The sequence below is a fragment of the Phocaeicola plebeius DSM 17135 genome, from assembly GCF_000187895.1.
Lineage (GTDB): Bacteria > Bacteroidota > Bacteroidia > Bacteroidales > Bacteroidaceae > Phocaeicola > Phocaeicola plebeius.
In genome coordinates, this window is record NZ_DS990133.1 from 54,123 (window position 1) to 81,121 (window position 26,999).

General features: G+C 44.6%; 24 protein-coding genes and 1 pseudogene. 11 read left to right on the forward strand and 14 right to left on the reverse strand.

Annotated elements, in window-relative coordinates; genetic code table 11:
• Nucleotides 1-16: 16 nt before the first annotated feature.
• The gene (locus BACPLE_RS13060; RefSeq protein WP_040313275.1) at nt 17-814 is read right to left on the reverse strand and encodes an META domain-containing protein; all 798 of its coding nucleotides are present in this window, start codon (nt 812-814) and stop codon (nt 17-19) included.
• 176 nt (nt 815-990) lie between these two features.
• Here BACPLE_RS13060 and BACPLE_RS13065 point away from each other — a divergent pair, with 176 nt between their 5' ends.
• The 4 genes from BACPLE_RS13065 (at nt 991) to BACPLE_RS13080 (ending at nt 5,221) form a co-directional block, all read left to right on the forward strand.
• The gene (locus BACPLE_RS13065) at nt 991-2,184 is read left to right on the forward strand and encodes a saccharopine dehydrogenase family protein (RefSeq protein WP_007562759.1); all 1,194 of its coding nucleotides are present in this window, start codon (nt 991-993) and stop codon (nt 2,182-2,184) included.
• Nucleotides 2,185-2,278: 94 nt separating this feature from the next.
• A complete protein-coding gene (gene bcp / locus BACPLE_RS13070; RefSeq protein ID WP_007562761.1) occupies nt 2,279-2,728 on the forward strand; it encodes a thioredoxin-dependent thiol peroxidase in 450 nt (149 codons plus the stop codon).
• 3 nt (nt 2,729-2,731) lie between these two features.
• Nucleotides 2,732-3,781 (forward strand): recombinase RecA, encoded by a 1,050-nt coding sequence (gene recA, locus BACPLE_RS13075; protein ID WP_007562763.1) that lies wholly within the window; start codon nt 2,732-2,734, stop codon nt 3,779-3,781.
• A 468-nt stretch (nt 3,782-4,249) separates the two neighbouring features.
• Nucleotides 4,250-5,221 (forward strand): hypothetical protein, encoded by a 972-nt coding sequence (locus BACPLE_RS13080; protein ID WP_007562767.1) that lies wholly within the window; start codon nt 4,250-4,252, stop codon nt 5,219-5,221.
• Between the two features lie 74 nt (nt 5,222-5,295).
• Here BACPLE_RS13080 and BACPLE_RS13085 read toward each other — a convergent pair whose 3' ends face one another.
• Complete coding sequence (locus tag BACPLE_RS13085) at nt 5,296-6,096, reverse strand: N-acetylmuramoyl-L-alanine amidase family protein (protein WP_007562769.1); 801 nt, start codon at nt 6,094-6,096, stop codon at nt 5,296-5,298.
• Nucleotides 6,096-6,602 (reverse strand): TlpA family protein disulfide reductase, encoded by a 507-nt coding sequence (locus tag BACPLE_RS13090; protein WP_394357941.1) that lies wholly within the window; start codon nt 6,600-6,602, stop codon nt 6,096-6,098. Before BACPLE_RS13090 ends, BACPLE_RS13085 begins: the two co-directional genes overlap by 1 nt.
• A 267-nt stretch (nt 6,603-6,869) precedes the next feature.
• Between BACPLE_RS13090 and BACPLE_RS13095 the strand changes: the two genes are divergently transcribed.
• On the forward strand, nt 6,870-7,448 hold the full coding sequence (locus tag BACPLE_RS13095; RefSeq protein ID WP_007562773.1) for a helix-turn-helix domain-containing protein: 579 nt from the start codon (nt 6,870-6,872) through the stop codon (nt 7,446-7,448).
• Nucleotides 7,449-7,471: 23 nt separating this feature from the next.
• A pseudogene (locus BACPLE_RS13100) lies at nt 7,472-9,124 on the forward strand (AMP-binding protein).
• A gap of 71 nt (nt 9,125-9,195) precedes the next feature.
• Here BACPLE_RS13100 and BACPLE_RS13105 read toward each other — a convergent pair.
• Nucleotides 9,196-9,903 carry a TapB family protein gene (locus tag BACPLE_RS13105; RefSeq protein ID WP_040313279.1) on the reverse strand — a complete coding sequence of 236 codons (708 nt, stop codon included), beginning with the start codon at nt 9,901-9,903 and terminating at the stop codon, nt 9,196-9,198.
• A gap of 97 nt (nt 9,904-10,000) precedes the next feature.
• Here BACPLE_RS13105 and BACPLE_RS13110 point away from each other — a divergent pair, with 97 nt between their 5' ends.
• Nucleotides 10,001-10,954 carry a tetratricopeptide repeat protein gene (locus BACPLE_RS13110; protein ID WP_040313203.1) on the forward strand — a complete coding sequence of 318 codons (954 nt, stop codon included), beginning with the start codon at nt 10,001-10,003 and terminating at the stop codon, nt 10,952-10,954.
• A gap of 74 nt (nt 10,955-11,028) precedes the next feature.
• On the opposite strand, the gene BACPLE_RS13115 is transcribed toward BACPLE_RS13110, so the two are convergent.
• Nucleotides 11,029-12,198: a MalY/PatB family protein gene (locus BACPLE_RS13115; protein WP_040313280.1), complete on the reverse strand. Its 1,170-nt coding sequence runs from the start codon at nt 12,196-12,198 to the stop codon at nt 11,029-11,031.
• Nucleotides 12,199-12,550: 352 nt separating this feature from the next.
• On the opposite strand from BACPLE_RS13115, the gene BACPLE_RS13120 reads away from it, so the two are divergent.
• The 4 genes from BACPLE_RS13120 to BACPLE_RS13135 are packed head-to-tail and all read left to right on the forward strand — an operon-like array spanning nt 12,551 to nt 16,438.
• Nucleotides 12,551-13,393: a prephenate dehydratase gene (locus BACPLE_RS13120; protein ID WP_007562780.1), complete on the forward strand. Its 843-nt coding sequence runs from the start codon at nt 12,551-12,553 to the stop codon at nt 13,391-13,393.
• Nucleotides 13,368-14,558, forward strand: coding sequence for a pyridoxal phosphate-dependent aminotransferase (locus BACPLE_RS13125; RefSeq protein WP_007562781.1), 1,191 nt, complete (start codon nt 13,368-13,370; stop codon nt 14,556-14,558). Before BACPLE_RS13120 ends, BACPLE_RS13125 begins: the two co-directional genes overlap by 26 nt.
• A 23-nt stretch (nt 14,559-14,581) precedes the next feature.
• Nucleotides 14,582-15,652, forward strand: a complete 1,071-nt coding sequence (locus tag BACPLE_RS13130; protein WP_007562782.1) for a bifunctional 3-deoxy-7-phosphoheptulonate synthase/chorismate mutase type II — start codon at nt 14,582-14,584, stop codon at nt 15,650-15,652.
• Nucleotides 15,653-15,664: 12 nt separating this feature from the next.
• Entirely contained in the window at nt 15,665-16,438 is a 774-nt protein-coding gene (locus tag BACPLE_RS13135; protein WP_007562783.1) for a prephenate dehydrogenase, read from the forward strand.
• Between the two features lie 87 nt (nt 16,439-16,525).
• On the opposite strand, the gene BACPLE_RS13140 is transcribed toward BACPLE_RS13135, so the two are convergent.
• The 9 genes from BACPLE_RS13140 to BACPLE_RS13175 all read right to left on the reverse strand — a co-directional run bounded on the left by BACPLE_RS13140 (nt 16,526) and on the right by BACPLE_RS13175 (nt 26,999).
• On the reverse strand, nt 16,526-18,028 hold the full coding sequence (locus BACPLE_RS13140; protein WP_040313281.1) for a glycoside hydrolase family 10 protein: 1,503 nt from the start codon (nt 18,026-18,028) through the stop codon (nt 16,526-16,528).
• Nucleotides 18,029-18,184: 156 nt separating this feature from the next.
• On the reverse strand, nt 18,185-18,859 hold the full coding sequence (locus BACPLE_RS13145; protein ID WP_007562785.1) for a DUF5041 domain-containing protein: 675 nt from the start codon (nt 18,857-18,859) through the stop codon (nt 18,185-18,187).
• A gap of 387 nt (nt 18,860-19,246) precedes the next feature.
• On the reverse strand, nt 19,247-19,780 hold the full coding sequence (locus BACPLE_RS13150; RefSeq protein WP_007562786.1) for a DUF4858 domain-containing protein: 534 nt from the start codon (nt 19,778-19,780) through the stop codon (nt 19,247-19,249).
• 10 nt (nt 19,781-19,790) lie between these two features.
• A complete protein-coding gene (locus BACPLE_RS13155; protein ID WP_007562787.1) occupies nt 19,791-22,115 on the reverse strand; it encodes a TonB-dependent receptor family protein in 2,325 nt (774 codons plus the stop codon).
• A gap of 45 nt (nt 22,116-22,160) precedes the next feature.
• Nucleotides 22,161-24,437 carry an outer membrane beta-barrel family protein gene (locus BACPLE_RS13160; RefSeq protein WP_007562788.1) on the reverse strand — a complete coding sequence of 759 codons (2,277 nt, stop codon included), beginning with the start codon at nt 24,435-24,437 and terminating at the stop codon, nt 22,161-22,163.
• 231 nt (nt 24,438-24,668) lie between these two features.
• On the reverse strand, nt 24,669-25,337 hold the full coding sequence (locus BACPLE_RS13165; protein WP_235777936.1) for a hypothetical protein: 669 nt from the start codon (nt 25,335-25,337) through the stop codon (nt 24,669-24,671).
• Nucleotides 25,338-25,492: 155 nt separating this feature from the next.
• The gene (locus BACPLE_RS13170) at nt 25,493-26,125 is read right to left on the reverse strand and encodes a porin family protein (protein WP_007562791.1); all 633 of its coding nucleotides are present in this window, start codon (nt 26,123-26,125) and stop codon (nt 25,493-25,495) included.
• A gap of 58 nt (nt 26,126-26,183) precedes the next feature.
• On the reverse strand, nt 26,184-26,348 hold the full coding sequence (locus BACPLE_RS18975; RefSeq protein WP_081458134.1) for a sigma factor: 165 nt from the start codon (nt 26,346-26,348) through the stop codon (nt 26,184-26,186).
• 276 nt (nt 26,349-26,624) lie between these two features.
• Entirely contained in the window at nt 26,625-26,999 is a 375-nt protein-coding gene (locus BACPLE_RS13175) for a GntR family transcriptional regulator (protein WP_007562796.1), read from the reverse strand.

Below are 26,999 nucleotides of genomic sequence, written 5' to 3' on the forward strand. Positions count from 1 at the left end.
ACAGCCGGCAGATTTATCAAGCCTCGACTTCTGTTTCAGCCAGCTTCTTCAATGACAGCACTTCTGTTCCGTCTGCCCCCAAAAGGCTTACGGTTCCGTCTGCCTTGATTTCAAAACTACGTACTTCATCCAAAGCTTTCAAGATAGAAGACTCCACATCCATGTTCGGGCATGCCATCATGGTAGAAATCATCTGACTGAAACGAAGAGAAGCCGCCTGTCCTTCTTCCTGTGTAAAAGAACCGTTTATCGTATTGCAGCTGGCATTACCGTGTACTCTTTTTTCTGCTACATTGAAACCCAATTGCGGCTGTTTTTCCACTTCTCCTACAGGATTGCCTTTTACAGAAACAATTTCCCAGGCACCATTCAAGTCGTTTACAGAAACCTCTGCCACTTCACGCTTCTGCAACAATATTACCGGCTTACCTTCCGCATCATTCAATGCTACATCTTCACCTACTGTTTCATATCCAGCCACTTTATTCAATGCTTCCAGCACATTCTGCTCCAACGTCATATCCGGACACATCATCCGGGTAGCAGCCACCTGACCAAATTTCACTTTTCCGGCATTCAGGGTATCCAATTCAAAGCTTCCCATCAGGCGATTGCATCCAGCATTGCCATACAAACGATGTCCGTCCTTGTCAAAACCCAAGAATGGTGCATTTTCCGCACTCACCTTTTCTCCGTTCACTTCTACAATATTCCATTCCCCTGTAAAGTCTACCACTGCTACCGAATTCTTTCCGGTTCCACAACTCATCAGTGCGCAAGCCAAAGCTGCAGCTGCAAAATACTTCTTATTCATAACTTGTTTTTCCTTTTTAATCTTAATCATAAATTCACAAACAATCCATTTTTAAGAATTGTTCATTTACAAAAATACGTATATCCCCAGAATACTGCACCATATTTTGAATTATTTTCTATCTTTGCATACTGAACGGTAACGTTTACCGGGCATTTAAAGTTTCAAAGTAATAAATGAGTAAAGTATTGATTATCGGTGCAGGCGGTGTAGGTACCGTTGTTGCACACAAAGTGGCTCAGCATCCGGAAGTCTTTTCTGAAATCATGATTGCCAGCCGCACACAGTCAAAATGCGACGCAATTGTCAAAGCAATTGGTAACCCCAACATCAAGACCGCTAAGGTAGATGCCGACAATGTGGATGAACTTGTGTCTTTATTCAACAGTTTTAAACCCGAAATCGTTATTAACGTAGCACTTCCCTACCAGGATTTAACGATTATGGAAGCGTGTCTTCAGGCGGGAGTGAACTACCTGGATACAGCAAACTACGAGCCTAAAGACGAGGCACACTTTGAATACAGCTGGCAGTGGGCATACAAAAAACGCTTTGAAGATGCCGGACTGACTGCCATTCTGGGTTGCGGATTCGACCCGGGAGTAAGTGGAGTATATACCGCATACGCAGCAAAACATCATTTCGATGAAATCCACTACCTGGACATCGTAGACTGCAATGCCGGAAATCACCACAAGGCTTTCGCTACTAACTTCAATCCGGAAATCAACATCCGCGAAATCACACAGAACGGACGTTATTACGAAAACGGACAATGGGTTACTACCCAGCCGCTGGAATTCCACAAAGACCTGACTTATCCTAACATCGGTCCGCGTGATTCTTATCTTCTGTATCACGAAGAACTGGAATCACTGGTCAAGAATTTCCCGACCATCAAGCGTGCCCGTTTCTGGATGACTTTCGGACAGGAATACCTGACACACTTGCGTGTAATCCAGAACATCGGTATGGCTAGCATCGAACCAATCAACTACAACGGTATGGAAATCGTTCCTTTGCAGTTCCTGAAAGCCGTACTGCCTAACCCGCAAGACCTTGGCGAGAACTACGAAGGCGAAACGTCAATCGGTTGCCGCATCCGTGGTATCAAAGACGGAAAAGAACATACATATTATGTATACAACAACTGCTCTCACCAGGCAGCTTATCAGGAAACAGGCATGCAGGGCGTAAGCTACACCACCGGTGTACCGGCCATGATTGGTGCCATGATGTTCCTGAAAGGATTGTGGAAGCGTCCGGGCGTATGGAACGTAGAAGAGTTCGATCCGGATCCATTCATGGAAGCTTTAAACAAATACGGATTGCCTTGGCATGAAGTATTCGACGGTGACCTGGAACTATAATTACATTACCTTAATCATAAAAAGAATCAAGAATGAAGAAGGAGTACTCATTCTTCGTTCCTGATTCTTTTTTTCTAAAAATTTCCCTTACGATATGAATATTGGAGACAAAGCTCCCGAAATACTGGGAATCAACGAAAAAGGTGAAGAAATCCGCCTGAGCAATTATGCAGGCAAAAAAATCGTACTCTATTTTTATCCCAAAGACATGACTTCCGGCTGCACGGCACAGGCCTGCAACCTTCGCGACAACTATGCCGAACTCAAGCAAGCGGGTTACGAAGTAATCGGCGTCAGCATCAACGACGAGAAGTCACACCAAAAATTCATCGAAAAGAACCAGCTTCCGTTCACACTGATTGCCGATACGGAACACAAACTGGTAGAGACTTTCGGTGTATGGGGAGAAAAAAGCATGTATGGACGCAAATACATGGGTACCTTCCGTACCACTTTTATCATTAACGAAGAAGGCATTATCGAACGGATTATTTCTCCTAAAGAAGTAAAGACCAAAGACCATGCCTCACAAATCTTACAGTAATTTATGGCAAAAAAAGACGAATTAGAGTTTGAAGGTGGCATTGAAAATGCCCCGAAACCCAATAACAGCGAAAAGCTGAAAGCCCTGCAGGCCGCCATGGACAAGATTGAAAAGAGCTTTGGAAAAGGCTCTATCATGAAAATGGGCGATGACCACGTGCAGGAAGTAGAAGTCATCCCGACCGGTTCTATCGCCTTGAACGCCGCACTCGGTGTAGGAGGTTATCCGAAAGGACGTATCATCGAAATCTACGGTCCGGAATCATCAGGTAAGACCACACTGGCCATTCATGCCATTGCCGAAGCACAGAGAGCAGGCGGTATTGCTGCTTTCATTGATGCAGAACATGCATTCGACCGTTTCTATGCAGCCAAGTTAGGAGTGGACATCGACAACTTGTGGATTTCACAGCCCGACAACGGTGAACAGGCACTGGAAATCGCCGAGCAGCTGATCCGTTCATCGGCCATCGACATCATTGTTATCGACTCTGTAGCTGCCCTTACCCCGAAAGCTGAAATCGAAGGCGACATGGGTGACAACAAGGTAGGTTTGCAAGCCCGCCTGATGTCACAGGCACTGCGTAAGCTGACTTCTGCCATCAGCAAGACCAACACTACCTGCATCTTCATCAACCAGTTGCGTGAGAAGATCGGTGTGATGTTCGGTAACCCCGAAACTACCACTGGTGGTAACGCCCTGAAGTTCTATGCTTCTGTCCGTCTGGACATCCGTCGCGCTACTCAGCTGAAAGACGGTGAAGAAGTTATCGGTAACCAGGTACGTGTCAAAGTTGTAAAGAATAAGGTAGCTCCTCCTTTCCGCAAAGCCGAATTCGACATCATGTTCGGTGAAGGAATCTCTCGTAGCGGTGAAATCATCGACTTGGGAGCTGAATTAGGCATCATCAAGAAGAGCGGTTCATGGTACAGCTACAACGACACCAAGCTGGGCCAAGGACGTGATGCGGCCAAACAGTGCATCCAGGATAATCCGGAACTGGCTGATGAACTGGAAAAACTGATTTTTGACGCATTGAAAGACAAGGAATAAACTGATTCTTTATCTATATAGAAAACGGATTCACCGTGCTGGAATTCAGCGGGTGAGTCCGTTTTTTGTGCAAGCTAAAATACCCGTCCCCGCATTGTATTCCACATAAAGAAAAAACCACCCCAAGTTTATCTGAAAATCTTACCACACACTCTACGTTTCGCGCAGCAAAAACCTATGTTTCACGATAGGAAAACGTACGTTTCCGCCAAGGAAAACATAAGTTTCCCGTTCGGGAAACATAAAAAAGACAAAAGGAAATAAGCATATACGCCACGGCATTCAGCACTTATCAAACGAAGGTTCCCTAACCATGTTTCCTCTTTTCTCAGGCAAGCAATACTCCCAGCGATTTGTCTTATTTTTTCTTTTTCTTTCTTTTTCTTGATAAAAAGCGAGGAAAAATACAGAAAAATACGTTATATTTACCACTGAGAATAAAATAACAGGTAACTAAAAAACAAAACTATGACACTAAAACACTCGCTTTCTTTCATATTTTGCCTGGCTTTTACCACCATCGCAGCTTGGGCGCAGAGTAACAAGTTTTCAAACTCCATCTTCCGCTTTGCCACTCGTGCCGAAGGACAAATGCTGATTACGGAACTGGATGACTATACCCGCAACTGGAACCAGTTTGACATTGACGTACGTCTGCAAAAACCGCAAGGACGCAAATCACAGCTGTTGCAGTTTGCCATGGAACAGACACTCAACTGGAGTGACACTGAAAAAGAGCGCATCAACAAGGCAATGAAAAGCCTGGATGCAGAAATCAAGAAACAAAGTTACAACCTCGATTTCCCGAAAGAAATCATCTTTGTAAAAACTACCCAGAAAGAAGAAGGTAATGCAGAGGCTTACACCCGCGTAAACTGGATTGCCATCGGCGAGCATGCGTTGAAGGAAGCTTCGGACGCAGATTTGAAATACCTTGTAGCCCATGAGTTGTTTCACCTGCTGACACGACAGAATTCCAACTTCAAGAAAGACATTTACAAGGTCATCGGATTCACGGTGATTGAAAAAGAAATTATCTTCCCGTCCGATTTGGCGGAGATTCGTATTTCCAATCCGGACATCAGCCGATATGACAGTTACGGCACGTTTACCATCGGCGGACAGAAGCAATACTGCACCATGGTGATTTATACCGACAGACCTTATGACGGGAAAACGCTCTTCGACTACCTGAAAGTGGGACTTGTACCTTTGAACGGTGATTTTGTTCCTATTCAGAAGGCTGGAAAGACAATCATTTATGCACTGGATGAAGCGGAAGATTTCTACACACAAGTAGGAAAGAACACCAACTATCTCATTCATCCGGAAGAAATCATGGCAGACAACTTTGCCTTCACGCTGACTGGCAAGAAGGACCTTGCTAATCCGGAAATAATCCAGAATGTACAAAAAGTGCTGAAGGCCAAAAACCGATAAACAATCTACTTTCACAGATATAAAAAAAGTCAGGCAACCACTGAAGTGCCTGACTTTTTTTATGACTTATGAGATTATCTTTTCCGGTAATCCTTCTCGATGGCTAAGGTTATCCAGTTGGCTAAGGCCTGACGATTGTCGGCAATGACCAGACGTTTCTGATCCTGCGCATTCTGGATATTTCCTACTTCCAGGAAAACAGCTACCGGAGTCGTGTTGCGAAGTACGAACAGGTTACGTTCGCTCACCGTACCATCGAATCCGCGGTTGGGCTGATGGCGGTCGTACTTGGCACGGAAAGTCCGCTGGATTTCTCTCGCCAGCCGTTTTCCTTTCGAACTGCCCGGCGCATGATAGAAATACACGTCGGTCTGGTTGTTCCGGGCCCGACTGTCTACATGGATAAATACAGCACGCTTGTAGCTGCTCTTATCCTTCCGGTACATGCGGTTCACTGCATCACAGCGCTGTTGCAGACGGGCTATCTGATTCAACGGAATAGCCTTTCCCATGCAAGTTTCCCGCTTGCTGTTATTCAGTATAGCCTGGTCACGAATCCCATCCTTTGCATCCTGAATGATAAAATGCACTTTTGCCCCACGTTTCATCAACTCGCGTCCCAAACGGAGAATGATGTCGTAAGCATACTCATCTTCATGCAATTCTTTTCCGCGGTATTTACCAATGCAGCCAGGATCCGGTCCCCCATGTCCGCTGACAAGATAGAAAGTGGCTCCTTTCAACGAGCTGGAAGTTACCGCATACGACGCATATTTCTTTCCAAACAGCGGTTCATAATGTCCCTTCTTTTTTCCCGTCATTCCCGAAGGGAAGCACAGCAAGCCACACAAAATCAAACATAAGAACTTCTTCATCACTTCAGCAGTTCATCTATTTTCTTACAAAGAGAAGCAAACTCCTCTTCATTATACAAGCGGGTCATCATCACGATTTTACCCTCCTTATCTATCAGCACGTTACGGGTGATTCCGGCATTGCGTTCCGCATATTTGGCAAAAATATCTGCTCCCGGATCAAGTCCTAACGGATAAGTCACTCCTGTCTGCTTGGCAAAGGCTTTCACTCGTTCCAGCGGCTCGTCACGGTCAATTCCATAAAGCGCAAAGGAAGTATTGTCCTTATGTTTCTGCCAGATGTCTTTTTCAATAAAAGGCATTTCCTTACGGCATACTCCACACCAGCTTGCGGTAAACTGCAACATGACTACCTTTCCCTTAAGTTCTGACAATTTCACCTTGCGTCCGTCCGTCAGCTTCATTTCAAAGTCGGGAGCCGTATCGCCTACCTTGACAATATATCCGGCTGCATCAGGAACCGGCTGAGAGGCTGTAAGTGGTGCATGGCCGCCTAAAAGTCCCATCAATGTCAATGCAAAAATAAGCTTCTTCATACTCATTCTAAATTATATTTCGGCTCAAAGATAGTACAAAAAATTAAAATACAGACACATTCGGCAAGAAACCTGTCTGCAAAAAGAATATCAGAAAGTGCGAAAAGGGCCGAAAGAAAATGCTTTTTATTACTTTTCGGTATGTTTATACAGAAACTTTATTAACTTTGCGAATTATGAAGAACAAAGCGTACACCCTTACGCTTTTATTGTAAATCAAAGCTAAAGAGAAGAACTATGGATTGCACCAACATCATCGGAGAAAAAATAAAATCGCTCCGAACCAATCAAGAAATAAGTATACAGGAACTGGCAGAACGCGCAGGACTGACCGTGGAACAGGTAAGTCGCATTGAGGAAAACATCGACATTCCTTCGCTGGCTCCGCTGATTAAAATAGCACGTGCATTGGGAGTACGTCTGGGTACTTTCCTGGACGACCAGACCAGTGAAGCCGGACCGGTTATCTGCCGCAAAGGCGAAGCGGACGATACCATCGGATTTTCAAACAACGCTACGCATGCCCGCCAGCACATGCATTATCATTCATTGTCAAAAAGCAAGGTGGACCGTCACATGGAACCGTTCATCATCGACATCGACGCCAACGACGAAAAAGACTTCTTTCTGTCGGCACATGAAGGAGAAGAGTTTATCATGGTACTGAAAGGAGAACTGGAAATCAGTTATGGAAAAAGCAACTATCGCCTGAAAGAAGGAGATACCATTTATTATGATTCCATCGTGCCGCACCATGTACACACCGCCGAAGGACAGGCTGCACAAATTCTGGCCGTAGTCTACACCCCGGTATAAGTCTCACACAAATCATCAACGACATGTTACAACTTTCTGAAAGAACATTAGGCGACTGGCTGGAGCATTGGGCGGAAGTGACTCCGGACAAAGAATACATTGTATATTCCGACCGCAACCTGCGTTTTACCTGGAAGCAGTTTAACGAGCGTGTGGACCACATGGCCAAAGGTTTGCTGGCCATCGGTGTGAAAAAAGATACTCACGTGGGCATCTGGGCCCGCAATGTGCCCGACTGGCTGACATTTCTGTATGCCTGCGCCAAAATTGGTGCCGTGGCCGTTACGGTCAACACGAACTACAAGCAGGCGGAACTGGAGTACCTCTGCGAAAACTCCGACATGCATACTCTGTGTATCGTAGACGGAGAAAAGGACAGCAACTTCGTGGAAATGACCTACACCATGCTGCCCGAACTGAAGCTATTCGAACGGGGGCACATGAAGAGCAAGCGTTTCCCTCACATGCGTAATGTGGTATACATCGGTCAGGAGAAATACCGGGGTATGTATAACACAGCAGAGATTCTGCTGTTAGGAAGCAACATTGATGATGAGGAACTGATTAACGCCAAAAAACTGGTAAGCTGCCACGATACGGTAAACATGCAATACACTTCCGGAACTACGGGATTCCCCAAAGGTGTCATGCTTACTCACTATAATATTGCCAACAACGGATTTCTAACCGGTGAGCATATGAAGTTTACAGCTGACGACAAGTTGTGTGTATGCGTTCCGCTATTCCATTGCTTTGGTGTGGTACTGGCTACTATGAACTGCCTGACGCATGGCTGCACACAGGTCATGATAGAGCGCTTCGACCCGTTGCTCGTACTGGCTTCCATACACAAGGAACGGTGTACAGCTCTTTACGGCGTACCGACCATGTTCATTGCCGAACTGCATCACCCCATGTTCCCCATGTTCGACTAGTCAAGCCTGCGCACGGGTATCATGGCCGGCTCTCTCTGTCCTGTGGAACTGATGAAACAGGTAGAAGAAAAAATGTTTATGCGCGTTACCAGCGTATATGGACTGACAGAGGCTTCACCGGGTATGACCCACAGCCGCATTGACGACGATCCGGAAGTACGTTACACCACCGTAGGCCATGACTTTGAGTTCACGGAAGTGAAAGTAATCGACCCGAATACCGGAGAAGAATGTCCGGTGGGCGTACAGGGCGAAATGTGCAACCGGGGTTATAACACCATGAAAGGTTACTACAAAAATCCGGAAGCTACAGCTGAGGTGATTGACGCCAACGGATTCCTGCATTCCGGTGACTTGGGAGTAAAAGATGAAAACGGAAACTATCGCATTACGGGCCGTATCAAGGACATGATTATCCGCGGAGGAGAAAATATTTACCCGCGCGAAATCGAAGAATTCCTCTATAAGATGCCGGGCATCAAGGATGTACAGGTGGCCGGAGTGCCTTCCAAAAAATACGGTGAGGCAGTGGGAGCTTTCATCATCCTGCACGAAGGATACACCATGAACGAATTTGATGTACGTGAGTTTTGCCAGGGGAAAATAGCCCGCTACAAAATTCCCAAATACATTTTCTTTGTAAAGGAATTCCCCATGACAGGAAGCGGAAAAATCCAGAAATTCAAGCTGAAAGATTTGAGTCTGAAACTGTGTGCCGAACAAGGCATCGAAATCATATAAAAAAACGGCCCGGAATCCTTCTTTCTCAAGAACAGATTCCGGGCCGGAATTTTATCGACAAATTGCTTGCTTTATTTCTTTACAATCTTCACCAGCAATGTCTTGCTGTCTAAGTTGCCTTTAGTATCGTATGCTTCTGATTTTACCAGTCCCACTCCTTTGGCATACCATTCGGTCACACGCAGTGTAGTGGTTTTCAGCACAATCTTTGTACGCTGCAGGTAAGAAATCTTCACACAGTCAAACTTTCCGGCTGTAGTGCTGATGGTTTCATTTCCCATGTAAGCTGCACCAGACACATTCACTTCATTCTTCAACATATTGCAAACTACCTGATAAGAGCGGTCAGGAATACTTTCCCCACCTTTGGCACCGTCTTTGATAGTAAATGAATTGTCGCCTTTAAACTTGAGCTTCTCCAGCAAACCTAAACGGGCAGCCTCGTTGTATTTATCAGGGTCGGAATCAGAATCTACATACGGACCGTACATCAAATCTTCCGTACATACCGTATTGGCTCCATCGTAGCTCCAGTTGAATAAGGTATAGCTGGTATTGTTCTTTGCCTTTGTAGTGACAATCTTATCATAGTAGGCAGCCTGAAGCTTTCCGTCCACCTTCTCTACTTTACTTACGGTCATGGTTTCATCCGATGTGCTCTGACCGATTTCATCGTAATTCACATAGTGCAGTTCTGTACCTTCTGTCGTGCAGAAATATTGTGCCTGCATGGAATGGCAAGCCAAGACAGCTGCCACCAAAAACATTAGCCTCTTCATAGTTTCATCTTTTAAAGTAAAATACGGTGCAAACATACAAATTTCTTTCTTTTTTCTGCCTATCTTTGCCACAGAAAAAACATTAAATCAGTTTATCATGGGATTATTATCATCTTTATTCGGAAAAAGTAAATCCGATGCAAACGAACAAGAGAAACAAGACAAGAAGAATTTCGACATCCTGAAATATGACGGCATCCGTGCCCGCAACATGGGTAAACTACCCTACGCCATCAAATGTTTTGAAGAGGCTGTGGCGCTTCAAGAAGAAAAGGAAACGCTGGGTTTACTGGCCAGTGCATATCTTCAGGCCAACCGCACGGAAGATGCACGTATCACCCTTGACCGGCTGATTGCAAAAGATGAGACAAACGTACAGGCCTTGCTGTCTTTGGCCAGTGTATGCTATATACAAGAAGACTATGAAGGGATGGATAAGGCCTGCCAGAAAGCCATAGCTTTGGATGAGAAGAACGCTCAGGCTTACTACTTAGCCGCTCGTGCAGCACGAGGTTTGAAAAATGACTTGCAAGCCATTGTCATGCTAACCAAAGCCATCGTACAAAACGAGAGTTTCACAGAAGCCTATCTTCTGCGTGCCGAAGTGTTGTGGGAAATGCGCCAGGCGAAAGATGCGCTCAACGACCTGGAACAGGTGCTGAAACTCAATCCGGAAGAAGAGGAAGCACTTCTACTGAAAGCTACCATCCACATCGGTATGGGAGAAAATCAGGAAGGAGAAGCATGCGTGGAACAGGTTATAGCTTTAAACCCGTTCAATGTGAAAGCGTATTTGCTGAAAGGTGGCTTGCTGATAGAGGAAAAACAACTGGACAAGGCACTTGAGAATTATCAGGAAGCTATTGAACTGATTCCACAAGAAGCGCAATTATACCAGGAAAGAGGACGCGTTCACCTGCTGATGGGCGACAAGGCCGGTGCGGCAGAAGACATGAAAAAGGCCATCGAGCTGGCTCCTGAAAAAGAAAACCTGATTTCCGGCAATTTCAATAACTTTGAAAAGAGTAATCTGCAAACCGGAATCTACTAAACGATACCGTTCAAGAAGAGCGGGTACGGAACATTCATTCGATGAAATTCCGCACCCGCTCTTTTATGTATAGATTAAAGTGCTTCGTAAGCTGCTTTCAACTGCTGCAAAGCTTTTTCAAGTGTCACACGCGGACAGCCTACATTCATCCGCATAAAGCCTGCTCCTTCCTTACCAAACATCTCTCCATCGTTCAGCGCCAATCCGGCCTTGTCTACAAAGAAAGCATTCAATGCCTCATGCGACAATCCCAGTTCGCGACAATCCAGCCAAATCAGGTAAGAAGCCTGCGGACGCATCACCTTAATCTTAGGAGTATGTGCTTTTGTATAGGCATCTGCATAGTCAATATTTCCCTGAATATAAGCCAGACACTGTTGCAGCCACTCTTCTCCTTCAGTGTAAGCAGCGGTTACAGCCGGCCATGCAAACACATGTCCCGCATTCAGTTCTCCGGCATCCAGATAAGTCACGAAGCGTGAACGAAGTCCTTCATTGTAAATAATGGTATGCGAAGCAGCTACTCCCGGCATATTGAAAGTCTTGCTGGGTGCCATGAAAGTAACAGAATTATTGCGGGCTTTTTCTGACACCATGGCAAAAGGCAGATGCTGATAAGGCGGTAAAGTCAGGTCGGCATGAATTTCATCCGAAAAGACAATAACATTGTCATCGGCACAGATTTCGGCCAGTTCCTGCAACTCTTCTTTCTTCCAAACCACTCCTCCCGGGTTGTGAGGATTACACAGAATCAGTACCCGTACTCCCTTTATGGAACGGCGAATCAAATCCAAATCCATGCGATAATGTCCGTCCACTTCTTTCAGCGGGCATTCCACCAGACGACGGTTGTTACGTGTCACCAGCCAGGCAAAAGGATGGTACACCGGAGGCATAATCATAATCTTGTCGCCCGGCTTTGTGAAACAGTTGATAGCCATTCCCAAACCCGGTACAATGCCTGGTACAAAATTAATTTCTTCCTTCTCTACCGACATGCCATAACGTTTCTTTACCCATCCGATAATAGACTGATAGTAATCGTCTGAACGGAAGGTATATCCCAACACCGGATGTTCGCAACGCTTGCGAATGGCTTCCAAGATAAACGGAGGTGTGGCAAAATCCATATCGGCCACCCACATCGGAATCAAATCAGACTTTCCCCATACGTTTACCATACCGTCTACCTTCTCGCAACACGTGCCGCGACGGTCAATCACTTCATCAAAATTATAGTTCATGTTCTTATTTGTTTTGGCTGTTTTACAAATGAAATATCTCTGTACAACAAAGGTAAGAAAATACATTCATATCCGCCATTCTGAGGCTATTTTTTAAAAATAAGAAGAAAAAGTTTGTCGGAACATTTGTTTTTTAAAGAAAAGTATTACATTTGCAGCAGAAATAACAACAAAATAACAAACAAATGAGAACATTTGCATCATACTTCTTCTTTTACTTTTATTTCTTTTACTTTAGCAATGAAGTGAAGCGGGAGTTTGCATGCATACGGTAATAAAGAAAACAAGAATGAAATGATAATACAAAGTCCCGCTTCGATGGAGCGGGACTTTTTTTATAGTTATACAAAAGATGAAGAAGATAGCCATACAAGGAGTTCCGGGCTCGTATCACGACATTGCAGCCCATAAATTTTTCAAGAATGAGGAAATCGAACTGATCTGCTGCAACACATTCGAAGAGGTGTTCGATACTCTGAAAAAAGACAGCAGCATCATCGGAATGATTGCCATTGAGAATACGATTGCCGGAAGTCTCCTTCACAATTACGAATTGCTCAGAGACAGTGGAGCTACGATTATCGGAGAACACAAATTACGAATCAGCCACAGCATCATGTGTCTGCCCGGAGAAGACTGGAGTACACTGACAGAGGTAAACTCCCACCCGGTAGCACTGGCACAATGCCGGGATTTCCTGCAACACCATCCACAACTGAAGGTGGTAGAAACGGAAGATACCGCAGGCAGCGCACGCGACATCAAGGAAAAAGGGTTGAAAGGACATGCTGCCATCTGCTCCAAATATGCAGCCGAGCTTTACGGCATGAAAATCCTACAGGAAGGCATTGAAACCAACAAGCATAATTTCACCCGCTTTCTGGTGATATGCGACCCCTGGATGGCCGACGAACTGAAAGACCGTTCCAAAATCAACAAGGCCAACATCGTTTTCTCTCTGCCTCATAATGAAGGAAGCTTGTCACAAGTGTTGTCCATCTTTTCGTTCTATCACATCAACTTGACCAAAATACAATCGTTGCCCATCATCGGACGGGAATGGGAATACCTGTTCTACGTAGACGTGATGTTCAACGACTATTTGAGATACAAACAATCCATTGATGCAGTAATGCCATTAACCAAAGCACTTAAAATTTTAGGAGAATATGCAGAAGGAGAATCAACCTTATAAGATAGAGCCGGCCAGCCGACTGAGCCACGTCAGCGAATACTACTTCAGCCGGAAACTGAAGGAAGTGGCACGGATGAATGCCGAAGGAAAGAATGTCATCAGCTTAGGAATCGGAAGCCCGGACATGCCGCCTTCAGAAGAGACCATCAACGTGTTGTGTGAGAATGCCCGCAAGCCGGACGCACACGGCTACCAGCCTACGGTGGGAATACCGGAACTGCGCAAGGCCATGGCCGACTGGTATAAAAGATGGTATGATGTAGACCTGGACCCGGCTACGGAAATCCAGCCGCTCATCGGTTCAAAGGAAGGTATTCTTCACGTCACACTGGCACTGGTGAACCCCGGCGACCAGGTGCTGGTTCCAAACCCCGGATACCCTACTTACACTTCACTGAACAAGATTTTGGGAAGTGAAATCGTGAACTACAACCTGCGGGAAGACAATCACTGGCAACCGGATTTCGAAGAACTGGAAAAGATGGATTTAAGTCGGGTAAAAATCATGTGGACCAACTATCCCAACATGCCGACCGGCGCCAATGCCACCATGGAACTTTACGAGAAGCTGGTGGATTTTGCACGCCGTCACCAGATTGTCATCGTCAATGACAACCCGTACAGTTTCATCCTGAACCGCAAACCTATCAGTATCCTGAACGTACCGGGAGCCAAAGAATGCTGTATCGAGTTCAACTCCATGAGCAAGAGCCACAACATGCCGGGATGGCGCGTGGGTATGCTGGCAACCAATGCTACTTTCGTACAGTGGATTCTGAAAATCAAGAGTAACATTGATTCTGGTACTTTCCGCCCCTTGCAGCTAGCAGCCGCACAAGCTTACCACAACAGCGCAGAATGGCACGAAGAAGCCAATATTCAGACTTACGCACGTCGCCGGAAACTGGCTGAAGAAATCATGCATACCTTGGGATGTACCTTCGACCCGGAACAAGTAGGTATGTTCTTGTGGGGACGCATTCCAGACCACTATGCCGACGTGGAAGAGTTGACCGAAAAAGTATTGCACGAAGCCCGCGTGTTCATCACTCCGGGATTCATTTTCGGCAGCAACGGAAAACGGTATATCCGTATTTCACTCTGCGCCAAAGAGCCTCAACTGGAAGAGGCGTTAAAACGAATCCAGGCCATCATGAATAAATAACATTACAAAAATCAAATACTACCATGGAACAGTTAGATTTACTCCCTATTGAACTGGAAGGTGTTTCTCAGGAACGCCCGTTGATTATTGCAGGCCCTTGCAGTGCCGAAACAGAAGAACAAGTTATGACTACAGCCAAGTCACTGTCAGACAAAGGTATCAAGATATTCCGTGCTGGAATCTGGAAACCCCGTACCAAACCGGGAGGTTTCGAAGGTATCGGTGTAGAAGGTCTTTCCTGGCTGAAAGAAGTAAAGAAGGAAACCGGTATGTACGTAGCCACGGAAGTAGCTACCGCCAAGCATGTGTACGAATGCCTGAAAGCTGATGTTGACATCGTATGGATTGGTGCCCGTACTACTGCCAACCCGTTTGCCGTACAGGAAATTGCCGATGCACTGAAAGGCGTAGACATTCCCGTCTACGTAAAGAATCCGGTAAACCCTGATTTGGAATTGTGGATTGGTGCATTGGAACGCATCAACAATGCCGGACTGAAACGTATCGGTGCCATTCATCGCGGATTCTCTTCATACGACAAGAAAATATACCGCAACCTGCCGCAGTGGCACATTCCTATCGAACTGCGCCGCCGTATCCCGAACCTGCCTATTATCTGCGACCCAAGCCATATCGGCGGAAAACGTGAGCTGATTGCTCCGCTGTGCCAGCAGGCCATGGACTTAGGCTTCGACGGACTCATTATCGAATCACACTGCAATCCGGAATGTGCATGGAGCGATGCCGCACAGCAGGTTACTCCCGATATCCTTGACTACATCCTGAATCTGCTCGTTATCCGTTCTGAACACCAGACTACAGAGAACCTGAACGAGCTTCGCCGACAGATTGACGAATGTGACAACGACCTGATGGACATACTCGCCAAACGTATGCGTGTGTGCCGCGAAATCGGTACCTTCAAAAAGGAACATAACATGACCATCCTGCAGACCGGACGTTACAACGAAATTCTGGACAAACGTGGCGCACAAGGCTCACTTTGCGGCATGGATTCCGATTTCGTCAAACAAGTATTCGAGCTGATTCACGAAGAAAGCGTGCGCCAGCAAATGGAAATCATCAACAAATAACAAAAACAAAGCATGAAAATATTGATTCTAGGAGCCGGAAAAATGGGCTCCTTCTTTACCGATGTATTGAGTTTTGAACATGAAGTCGCCGTGTACGATGTGAATCCCCAACGCCTGCGCTTTATGTACAACTGCTACCGCTTCACCAAACTGGAAGAAATCGGCGAATTCAAGCCGGAGCTGGTCATCAATGCTGCCACGGTAAAATACACACTCGATGCTTTCCATCAGGTCCTTCCGGTACTGCCTAAGGACTGTATCATCAGCGACATTGCTTCCGTGAAAACCGGATTAAAGGAGTTTTATGAAAACTGCGGTTTCCGCTATGTATCTACCCACCCGATGTTCGGTCCCACATTTGCCAACCTCGACAAACTGAGTACGGAAAATGCCATCATCATCAAGGAAGGTGACCACCTGGGCAAGATTTTCTTCAAAGACCTTTACCAGCACCTGAAGCTGAACATCTTTGAATACACTTTCGAGGAACACGACGAAACGGTGGCTTACTCCTTGTCCATCCCGTTCGTATCAACCTTTGTGTTTGCAGCTGTCATGAAACACCAGGACGCGCCGGGTACGACCTTCAAGCGCCACATGGCCATTGCGCAAGGTGTACTAAGCGAAGATGATTTTCTGCTACAGGAAATCTTGTTCAATCCACGCACTCCGGCTCAGGTCGAAAATATCCGTACGGAGCTAAACGAACTGTTAGATATTATCAGCCGGAAAGATGCAGAAGGTATGCATGCCTATCTTAGCAAGATTCGAAAAAATATCAAATAACTTATAGGGAAATCCATAAAAAGGGCAGGAAGAAAATCACAAACCTTTCTTCCTGCCCTTTCTATTTTTTATCAGACCGTTATTTATTTACAGCTTAATCTTTTTTGATACCGATTTCGACTCATTGTGCAGACGGTCGAGTGCAGTCACTACGTAACGATACTTCGTCTTTCCGTCTTCATACGGTAACTTATAGAACTCATCGTGTGTAATCGCTACAATGTGTGAAGGATCGTTCAGATTCACCTTCTCCTTGCTTCCGAAGCGGTACACCACATAATGATAAGCCTTATCCATCTCGGTTTTTGCCTTCGGTGCCGTCCAGAACAAGATGTATCCGTCTGCAGTCCATACCGGTTTCAGCTTACGCACTTTTCCCGGAGCCTTGTCGTCCATAAACGGAGAAGCCGGAAGCAATGCCGGATACTTGTGATATTCTTTCACCAGCATATCCCGGTAATTTCCCTTGTTCTCTACCACTGCCGCCGCATACCACTGACAGCTTCCCTGTACGGTAGGCAATGAACGCTGCAAATTATACTTTGCCGGAATCTGGCTCTGGTTCGGATTCATCAAATCCGCTTTCGATACCGTACGTATCACATCCTGACCGATGTACAGCGGACGAGCTGCCGAATGACGTGCCCACCAGCGAATCAGCGTATCATAATCAGCTGCCGGATGTCCGATTTCCCAATAAATCTGCGGGATATTGTAATCTACCCAGCCATTGTTTACCCACAAAAGTACATCGGCATACAAGTCATCGTAGTTCTGCAATCCGTTCGTCTCACTTCCGTTCGGGTCATTCTTCTTGTTACGATAAATACCGAACGGTGATACACCAAACTTCACCCACGGTTTGCATTCGCGTACGGTTTCATGAATTTCCTTAATCAACACGTTCACATTATCCCGACGCCAGTCTGCCCGACGCGTAAATCCGCGACCGTATGCTGCAAAGCTGACATTATCCGGAAACTCCTCTCCCGGATTCGGATAAGGATAGAAATAGTCGTCCATGTGAATGGCATCCACATCATAGCGGGTCACAATATCGCGTACAATCTTGCAGATGTATTTTCTGGATTCCGGCAGTCCCGGATCAAAATACAGCTGGCCGGCATACTGCACAAACAGTTCCGGATTCTTGCTGTACGGATGCATGGGCGACAAAGCACCTGTGCCTTTCGTCTTGGCACGATACGGATTAATCCACGCATGAAGCTCCATGTTCCGCTTGTGGCATTCCTCAATCATAAACTGCAAAGGGTCCCACATAGGCGAAGGAGCTTTTCCCTGCACACCGGTCAAGAAACGGCTCCATGGTTCGTAAGGAGATTTATACAAGGCATCCGCCTCTGCTCTTACCTGAAAAATGATGGCATTGATACCGGCTTTCTGCAAGTTGTCCAACTGGCTCACCAGCACCTTCTTCATTTTCTCCGTAGGCATACCCTGGAACTGTCCGTTTACACACTGTATCCAGGCTCCGCGAAACTCCCGTTTGGGATAACGTGTCTGAGCATACAAGTTGCTCGTCCACAGGCTTCCCCAAAGGACAAGCAACATCAATAGTTTAGTCTTCATATCCGTAAATTTTATCATATCCTTTTCACTTTCCGGACAAATGTCCGATTAAGCCGCAAAGATAATGAAAGGTGAGAGCAATACCAAGCCAAAAGCCTGCTTTTGAGCACAAGTATTGCCGAACCGCAGCCTATATTCAAGAAATCAAAATTTCCTTTACTTGGCAACCTTATGCAACTCCACTCCCACCACATAATAATGTGGTACGTTCGACAAAATCATTCCGGTCTTATCATTCCCGTCAATTTCTCTTTCCCCACAGAAGCGCATAAATCCGTATTTTTCATCTACCCAGCCAGAGCCGTATAAGACTAAAGGTATGTTCAGGCTGTCTACATTCGGATTATTCCGTAAGATATAAGGTCTGGCTTCGTAAAAATACACCTTTTCTTTTCCTAACGGATGCAACTTCAATGCCACATTCGTAGTCATCGCATTCGGAACTTTAATAGTAAGCAAAGTTGTAGAGTCATTTCTGCTTGTCAGGAATAAAGACAGATCTGTGATTTTATTCCACACTTCTGTGTCCTCCGGTAAATCCTTGTATCTCCAGGAATCTTTCAGCAGCTCCTTATTTTTCCCCATCCGAAACAGTTCGATACGTTTGGATGTTTTCCCCTGCTCATGTTCCTCCACATATACTTGTACTTCATACGTATCTGCCAGGAACGGCATCAGGTCAAAATGGAACATCTTTACACGCATCACATTCAGCACATCTACAATATCCTCCACACCAATTTGTTTCGTATTTACCTTTAATGAATCTTGTGCATACAGTCCTGCGGACAAACAAAGGCAAATAATTGCCATCCATACTCTTTTTTTCATTGTATTATGTTTTAAATTTCATTCAGCTTTTATCTGCAAATCGAAAATGCATAGTACGATTATATCCTTCTATATAAACCAACCATGCAAATTCTCACAAATATAATGATTACTGAATGATTATCACTATAACTTCCTCAAAATCTACGATTTGCTTCTACACCAGTCCTAATAGAAGTAACTGGGCCGTCCTAAATCTTCTAAACCGCCTTATATAAAAGAGAAACTCCTATACAAAATTACCTTGACACGTAGCTGTCAATATCTCGACACGAACGTGACGAGACATCAGCACGTACGTGTCAAGACCTCGTCACGTACGTGTCGAGGTAAATTTAACTCTATTTTAAGTAATATACGGAAGAAAGCTGAAGAATCTATAAGAAACTATTTACTCTTTTTTGCAGGCAGCAACGGCTTTATATATTTCTTGAAAATTTTTCCTACTTCAATGGGAGTGGAGTTATTCAGCATATCATACGTTCTGCCCGTTGAGGGCTTGAGAGAATGCCCGTAATCTGTCTGTAGTTTTTTACTGACGTCCGGTCCCTCGTTCATGATAAGTTCAGGCGGACGACCTTCCACAGTCACATCATACACCGGATCTTCTCCCCGTTTTGTCCAGATGGAATAAGGACACATGCGGATATATCCCTTCGGTTTCTTCACCATAAGACTGTCTGTCAGACTTCGGGGGATTCCTTTATCAAAAGGATTCTGAAATTCCATCCATTTCTTTTCCAACGGAGCTTCCAAAGGCTTGTTATAATTCTCCATATCCCCTGGAAGGAAATCAAACTGAATGAGTTTTACCGTTTCTTCATTCAGCTTAATTTCCTTGTCTTCCTTTTGCTGGCTCATCACAGGTATCACCACCAGCAAAAGGGAGTTCAACACCATATATCGTTGGAGAGTGTTCATTCAACCTTCTTTACTGATTATCCATATTCAATCGTGACATTTCCGTCTCAGCTGCACTCTGATTATTCATCTTCTTTTCGGTACGGAAGCGATAAGTAATCGTGAAACCGACTTTTCGGGTTTCCTCCTTTCCGACACTGTGCATGATAATATCATTCAGACGGGCTGAAGCACGCGTATTGTTCTTATTGAAAATGTCATAAGCATCCAGTGAAAGTTGAAGCTTGTCTTTCAGGAACGATTTCTTCAAACTCAGGTTGAAGGAGGTGTAACTCTTCGCTTCGTACAACTGATAATATCCTCTGGAACCATAATTAAAATCAGCAGACAACAGAAATCCGGATGGAAGTGTGAAACTGTTGTTGAAGTTCAGCATCACCAGCGGACGTCCCGCTTTTAGAACACTCTCGTTCGGCCCCGGATAATTGAAGAATGTTTTCAAACAGGTAAGCGTAAGTGAGGGCAGCCACCACTTCACCGGATATTGTACGTTCACCATACCCGTCAGATTGTGCATCCTGTCAAAATTATCCATGTAGCTGACAGTAACTGCTGAATTTCCCGGCATACTGTAGAACGCTGTTATCAGCGGATTATGGGTATGAGTATAATTCAGGTTAAAAAACAGAAACTTATAAAACAGCATATAGTTCAGGTCATGAGTCAAAGCCTGTTTCAGGTAAAGATTTCCTTTCTGATAGGTAAACCGGTCGGTATAAACAGCATTGTCGTTCATCATACCAAAAGGCGGGCGCTCCGTATGAACGGAATATGTAAGTGACTGTTGCAGGCTCTCAGTATTGTAGCTTAACGAAACAGACGGCAGAAAGTTATGATATGTCTGGTTCTGGCTCTTGTTGCTGCTGTTTTCCTTCAAATCGCTCCGGATGTGTTCGTAACGCAAGCCAGCTCCCAGCGACAGTTTGTTCCATGTGTAATCATACGACAGGTAGAGCGAGTTCTTCATTTCCGTATTACTTGTACTACCATTATTCAGCGCACGGACATATTCTATATAGTCCGTTCCGGTTGTGTGGCTGAAATCATAACCGAAACTGAAAGTTCCGGCTTTCCCGGTTTCATACGATAAGCTTAATTTGGCTGCAAACAAATCCCAGTCCGCCTTACGGTAATAGTCCATAGACGTTTCCACACCGTCGCTTTCCCATTCACGGATATTGCCACGGCTTCGGTCGGTCTTATGAAGATAATCACCGAATGCGTTCATCCTCCAGCCATTCTTCCAGTCGTTTGTATAATACAGATTCAAATGATTGCTGACAGATTTATCAGACACATCGCTGAGATTCCTGATAAAGGTTGAAGTCCCTTTGTCCGGTATCATGGAAAGCGTATCCTTAGAAAACGTATTACCTTCATTGTATTTACCTTCATATTTCAGGCCGATTTCCGACTCCGGAGAGAAATGATAAGAAACCCCTCCCGTATAGGCATGGCTTTCATTGAAGATTTGTTTCCGGTTCAAATCGGTCAGATTCCAGATTGTATCACTTTGAGTCTGCTGGTAAACGTCAAGATTCGAATCCTTCTTTCCACGGTCATAATTGTAAGAGAAAAAGAAGTCCCAGTTCTTGTAATTGTAACTTCCGTTCATCTTGTAATTCTGACTAAGATAATTTCCCTGCAGCAGATTACCGCTGACATTAAAGGCAAGTCCTTCGCCCAGGCGTTTGGTCTTGATCTCAATCACCGCACGCTGTTCTGAATGATAACGTACCCCCGTATTCGTCACCAGTCTGACAGACTGAATCTGGTCGATAGCCAGATTATCCAGTTCAGTCTGGTCTGTCACTTCACGGCCATTGATATAATAGGTAGGGAGACCTCTACCAATCACTTCTATGTCCTCACCACGTTTCTGAATGCCGGGTATTTTGCAAAGCAAATCATCCAGTGTAGTCTGTTTGGCAAGAATCGTATTGGGTACATCAGCCGTAATACCTTCCCTATCCAATTTGAAAGGTTTTCGGTAGGCAGTAACCTCCACTCCTTCAAGTTCGGTCTGTGCCAGTTCCATTTTAACTACCGGCAATGTGAGATTCGCATTGACTTGTATATTCCGAAACAATGTCTCATAACCCAGATAAGAATAGCGGATGATATAATTACCTCCAGCAAGCGATGTGCTATATACCCCGCAAGAGTCGGATACCGCTCCGGTGACGAGTGTACTGTCTGCCTGATTCAAAAAGGCGACATTCACCATTGGCATCACCGTATTTTCCGAATCGATGATTGTTCCTTTAATCAAATGCTGACTGTAAACAGGCTGTATGATTAAGCTGCCTATAACATATAAAAATAGCTTTTTCATAGAGTTAAGTCAATGCTAAATTTTTCATTCCATCATGTTTGTGTTTTATCTTCCGAAACGTGAAGAATCTACTTCTTTCTTCTCCTTACTGATGCTGCCACCAAAACGGTAGACAAATTTCACTGAAACGGTACGGCTGTACTGCCCCATGTTCAAGTCGATGTGCTGTCCTGCATAGCGGTTTCTCACCTTCATACGCATGGTATCGAACAAGTCAGCACAGTTCAGACTCAGACTGGCCTTATCCTTCAGGAAGTTCCACTGTGCTCCCACATTGACTGTAAAGACCGGTTTCGTATCGCTGATACCGGAAATCATGCTTGAACGATACATCGCATCCAAGTCAAATCCGAGGTTGGAACCTGCCGAGAAATGATTCTGCATGGCAAGCATACAGGCCCATTTCTTGCGGTCAAAAGGAGTATCCCAGAAGTTGTCGCAACGGTTACGGTCATTGACCAACGTCGCATTCACCTGAGAAGACAACCACTCGCCGATATTGAACGGAATGTTGGCGCTCATACCGAAGGACTGGTAATAGTCCCAGTTCTGCGTGCGGTACACCAATGCCAGACGGTCTTTTGCCTGATACATATCCATCGTGAAATAATCGTTGGTACGCTCGTAGAACAACGACAACATGTACTTCTGCAGGAAAAGATAATTGGCATTTACACTATACACATTGGCAGGCCGCAGTCCCTCAATAGTCTGGAGCTCTTCATAAGCGTTCATATAAGTGGTACTGGTCTGCATATCCCAATAGGTAGGATAATCTTTTTCAGACGAAACGCCCAGCATGAACGTATGCTTTTCCGACGGCGAATAGGTCAGACTGGCCTGCGGATAGACAGCCCATTTATGATAGTCACCGATGGAGTAATACTCACCGGTTGCCGAGAGAGAAAGAGACAGCCCGTTTTCAAACTCCTTGTCGAAACCTCCATAAAAGTTGGTAATCTGCTCATAAAGACGTGAGGAAGAATTGCCCACATTATCCTTACCTTCAGTCTGATTGAAGAACTGGGCGTTCTTATTGTCCGTATAATCATAACGGACACCGTATTTCAAAGTCCAATCATTGGCGAGAGCGTGGCTCTGGTCGGCATATATAGAGAACTTGCGTATCTTCTGGTCCGAAGTATAATCAAGCAACTGACGTGTATTGTCTGTCAGTTTACTTTCCAGACAATTCTTGTCATTCATGGTATAGTCCGTATAATCCACCCCAAAATCAAGTCCGAATCCGGAAGAATAGCGGGCAAAAACATTGTGCAGACGGCTGTCCTGCAACTTGTCATTGTGGCTGTTCTGGAAGTTTCCATTTACATCAATCGTACCTTTACCATTATCGGAAAGGGCACCGTTGTAACCCACGCTCAACTCATTATCCTCATCTATCTGATAACCATATTCAGCATAGATATTATGCTTCCAGCCCTTTGTATTGATTTTCTGTGTCTGCGTAATATCGTATACCTTTCCGTCATACGTATGTTGGGATGCCAGATCCATCACCGTCATTATATGCGAATAACCCGGATTATAAGAGACATTCAGCGATGACTTGCCTTTCGTCAGCAGAAAGTTTACATTGCCGCTGTAACTGCTAAAATACTGGTTGCTGTAGCTGGCCGACAGCTCACTCTGGATGGTATTGTCGTCTGCCTTTGCCGTTACGATATTAATGGCAGCCCCGCGCACATGATATTCAGGCGGTGTATTATACATCACTTCGGCCGTCTGTACCTGCGAAGCGGAAGTATTCTTCAGCATCTCAATCAGCTGTTCCTGTGTCAGTGTACTTGCCTTTCCGTTCAAGATAACCGTTACGTCCTTTGCACCCACCAGTGAGAGTTTACCGTTCCTGTCCTGCACACCCGGCAGCTTACAGATAGCCTCGTAGGCATTGTTTACAATATGCTTTTCTGAAATGGCCGAAATGTCATAATTCAGCTTTCCCTGTTCCACGGTTACAAACGGGCGTTCTCCCTCAATTACCACTTCCTCCAGATTGTAGTCTTTTGCTTCCATAGTAATAACACCGACATCACGCGCCTGGCCCTTCACCTGCCTAGTCTGATAAAGTAGATGCTGGACAATGAGCTGATAATCCTCCGGTTCCGGCTCAAGCACAAATGTACCGTCGGCTGCAGATATGGTTGCTCCCAGATAGGTTGAATCCGGTAGCTGCATGACGATGGTAGCACTTTCTACTGGATGCTGATTGGCATCTACTATCTTTCCGGTTGTCTGACTGAATACAGATGATACAAAACCTGCATATATGAAGAAACCTGCTATAATTTTTTTACATTCCATTCTATCTATCCATTATAGGCTTTAAATGAAATCTTTACTATTTCCTTCCCTGCAAAACACATATCTCCTACTAGATTCAACGTGTCATTTACTGAGAGATATACAATTATAAGATATTATTTTTAAGAATAGCCCTCAAAGGTAGATATTATACACAAAACTCCACCCCACCCTTCTCATAAATTATCCTTTCAGCAATCTATAATTGTTTAATTAAGAATAAAAAGACACTTATCGTTCAATTGCACTTCTCACTGCTTCATAAAACAGGCCTCCCACATCTATGCCTAGTTTAAACTTACGAAATTTATAGGATGGAACGACCATCGGTGCAGTCTTCCATCCTTGTCGCACATCATAATACTTTTGTACACCAACGTCCACTCCAAAACGGTTTGTAAAATCGTAACCAATGGTGGCTCCATAATACGTACGGTTGAGATTATACCTATTATCCGGACTATAAGCACCAAACACGGTAAGATGAAAATCATCTGTCGGATAAAGCGTCATGCCTCCTGACACACCAAACGACTGACCGACACTATAGGGAAAAGTATATTTTGCCGCATTCACTCCTGCATATATATCCAAGAAATCATTGATTTCCCTTTGGTATATAAACATCATCTGGTTCACCCGACCGATGCCTGGAATGGTAGTTTGCATTCCCCTGCCATAAAAATAGGGAGAAAACTGCCCGAATGCATTATAGTCACCCATAAACATGGGAGACGGATTCACATAATAGATTGGGACATAAAAAGGCCTTTCCTGCCTAAAATCAAAATCTACGGATGAATCAGACTGTATTTCTTGATTTACTTCATGGTCTTTTATTTTCACTCTATCCGTGGATGAATCAATTAACAAGAATTCCCCACCCACATCTTTTTTCAACCCTGTACCAAGCTTTATCGTATCTTTTTTGATACTTTCTTGTCCAAAGATCTGCATACAGGGTAGTCCCAAAAGCATAAGAAAAACCACTACCGATTTCATAGCTTAAAGATTAAAAAGCAATCACCTCAAAGTTAGTTTATTTTTCATTCTGACTAAAAATAATACGTTAATGAAGCTACAAAAGTCCGGAACTTAGTATCGGGATTATGCTGATAAGTTTTGGTCATGCCCCAGTCGTATCCTATGGCAATCTGTACATGGCGGGCTATCTCTACCCCGGCACGAAAGCCTACTCCCCAGTCAAAACGCGGCATCACTCCCTCCTTAAACATATTATGTGAGGCTACTGTAACAATATCCTGTTCTCCCGGAAGACTGGCTATTTGCTTCATTTGACCAAACAAACCGACATTAAAATAAGGTCCGGCATCCAGAAACAAACTGACATTTCTCCCGACTTTCAACTTATAGCCTAAGTGGATGGGAATATGAAGATAATAAGGCGTACTTTCATATTCGTAGGTTCTCTCATTCATTACATAATAAGGAACACTTTTCCAACCGTATGAGGAAATCATCAGTCCCATATCTGCATACAGCCCTTTTGCAGCCTCACGGAAGGCATATTCCCCTTTCAGTCCGGCATGAAAACCAGATCTGGAAATACTTTCTTTCGTGGAATTATAGTTATACCCTCCTGAAAGTCCATATCTGAACTCTTGCGCTTGTACACCTACGCGCAATGATACCGCCATTACCAGCGTAAATAAAATTTTTTTCTTCATAAGTCTATATTTTAGTTTGTAAATAAAATTCTTCTCACTCGATAAGATTTTAGACCACTCACTTCAAATCCTTTCTCTCTCTCCTTTTCCACAATTCCATAAAACAGTCCTGTACCGCATCTTCTGCATCATCAATATCTTTCAGATAATGAAGCGCAAACAAGCAAAGCGGACGATAATATTGAAGAAAATTATCTCTGAAGGCTTTTGTATTAGTATCCATATTCCCGTGTGATTGATAGATTCGCATTTTTAGGAAAACTTGGAATAACTGATTTACCACTATAAACAAATCCGTCTTTTATTATATTTAAACACAACAGACTTATTTTATACGTTTTTTATGTATCAGAATCTTACTGGCTTTTAAAATCAAAAAGGGGGCCGAATTCAATTTGCAGATTGAATTCGGCCCCCTTTCATAAAACTCATATTAATAACGAAATCTTTCCCACACACGACACAATAACAACCCAATAAAGTAATGGGTACCTACTACTCATAGATTCTCCCTATCCTTAAACTCTTCCCACTTCCTGACCACCGTATCAATGGAAATATCCAGCAATTTCATCTGACTAAACAGTTCCGGCAGGTTTTCTGTCATAAACTTCAGGCTTCGGGTCTGTTTTATCTTCTCCAGTGCATCAGTAGTTACAAAATACCCCAGCCCTCGCCGGGTGTAGATAATCCCCCACTGCAACAGCAGGTCGTAAGTCTTCACCACGGTATTGGTGTTGACTTCGAACATAACGGCCTGTTCCCGCACACTGGGTATGCGATCATCTGAATGATACTTTCCAGCCAGTATCTCGTCGCAGATTCGTTCTGCCATCTGCAAATAAATGGCTCGGTCTTGCTTGAAATCTACCAT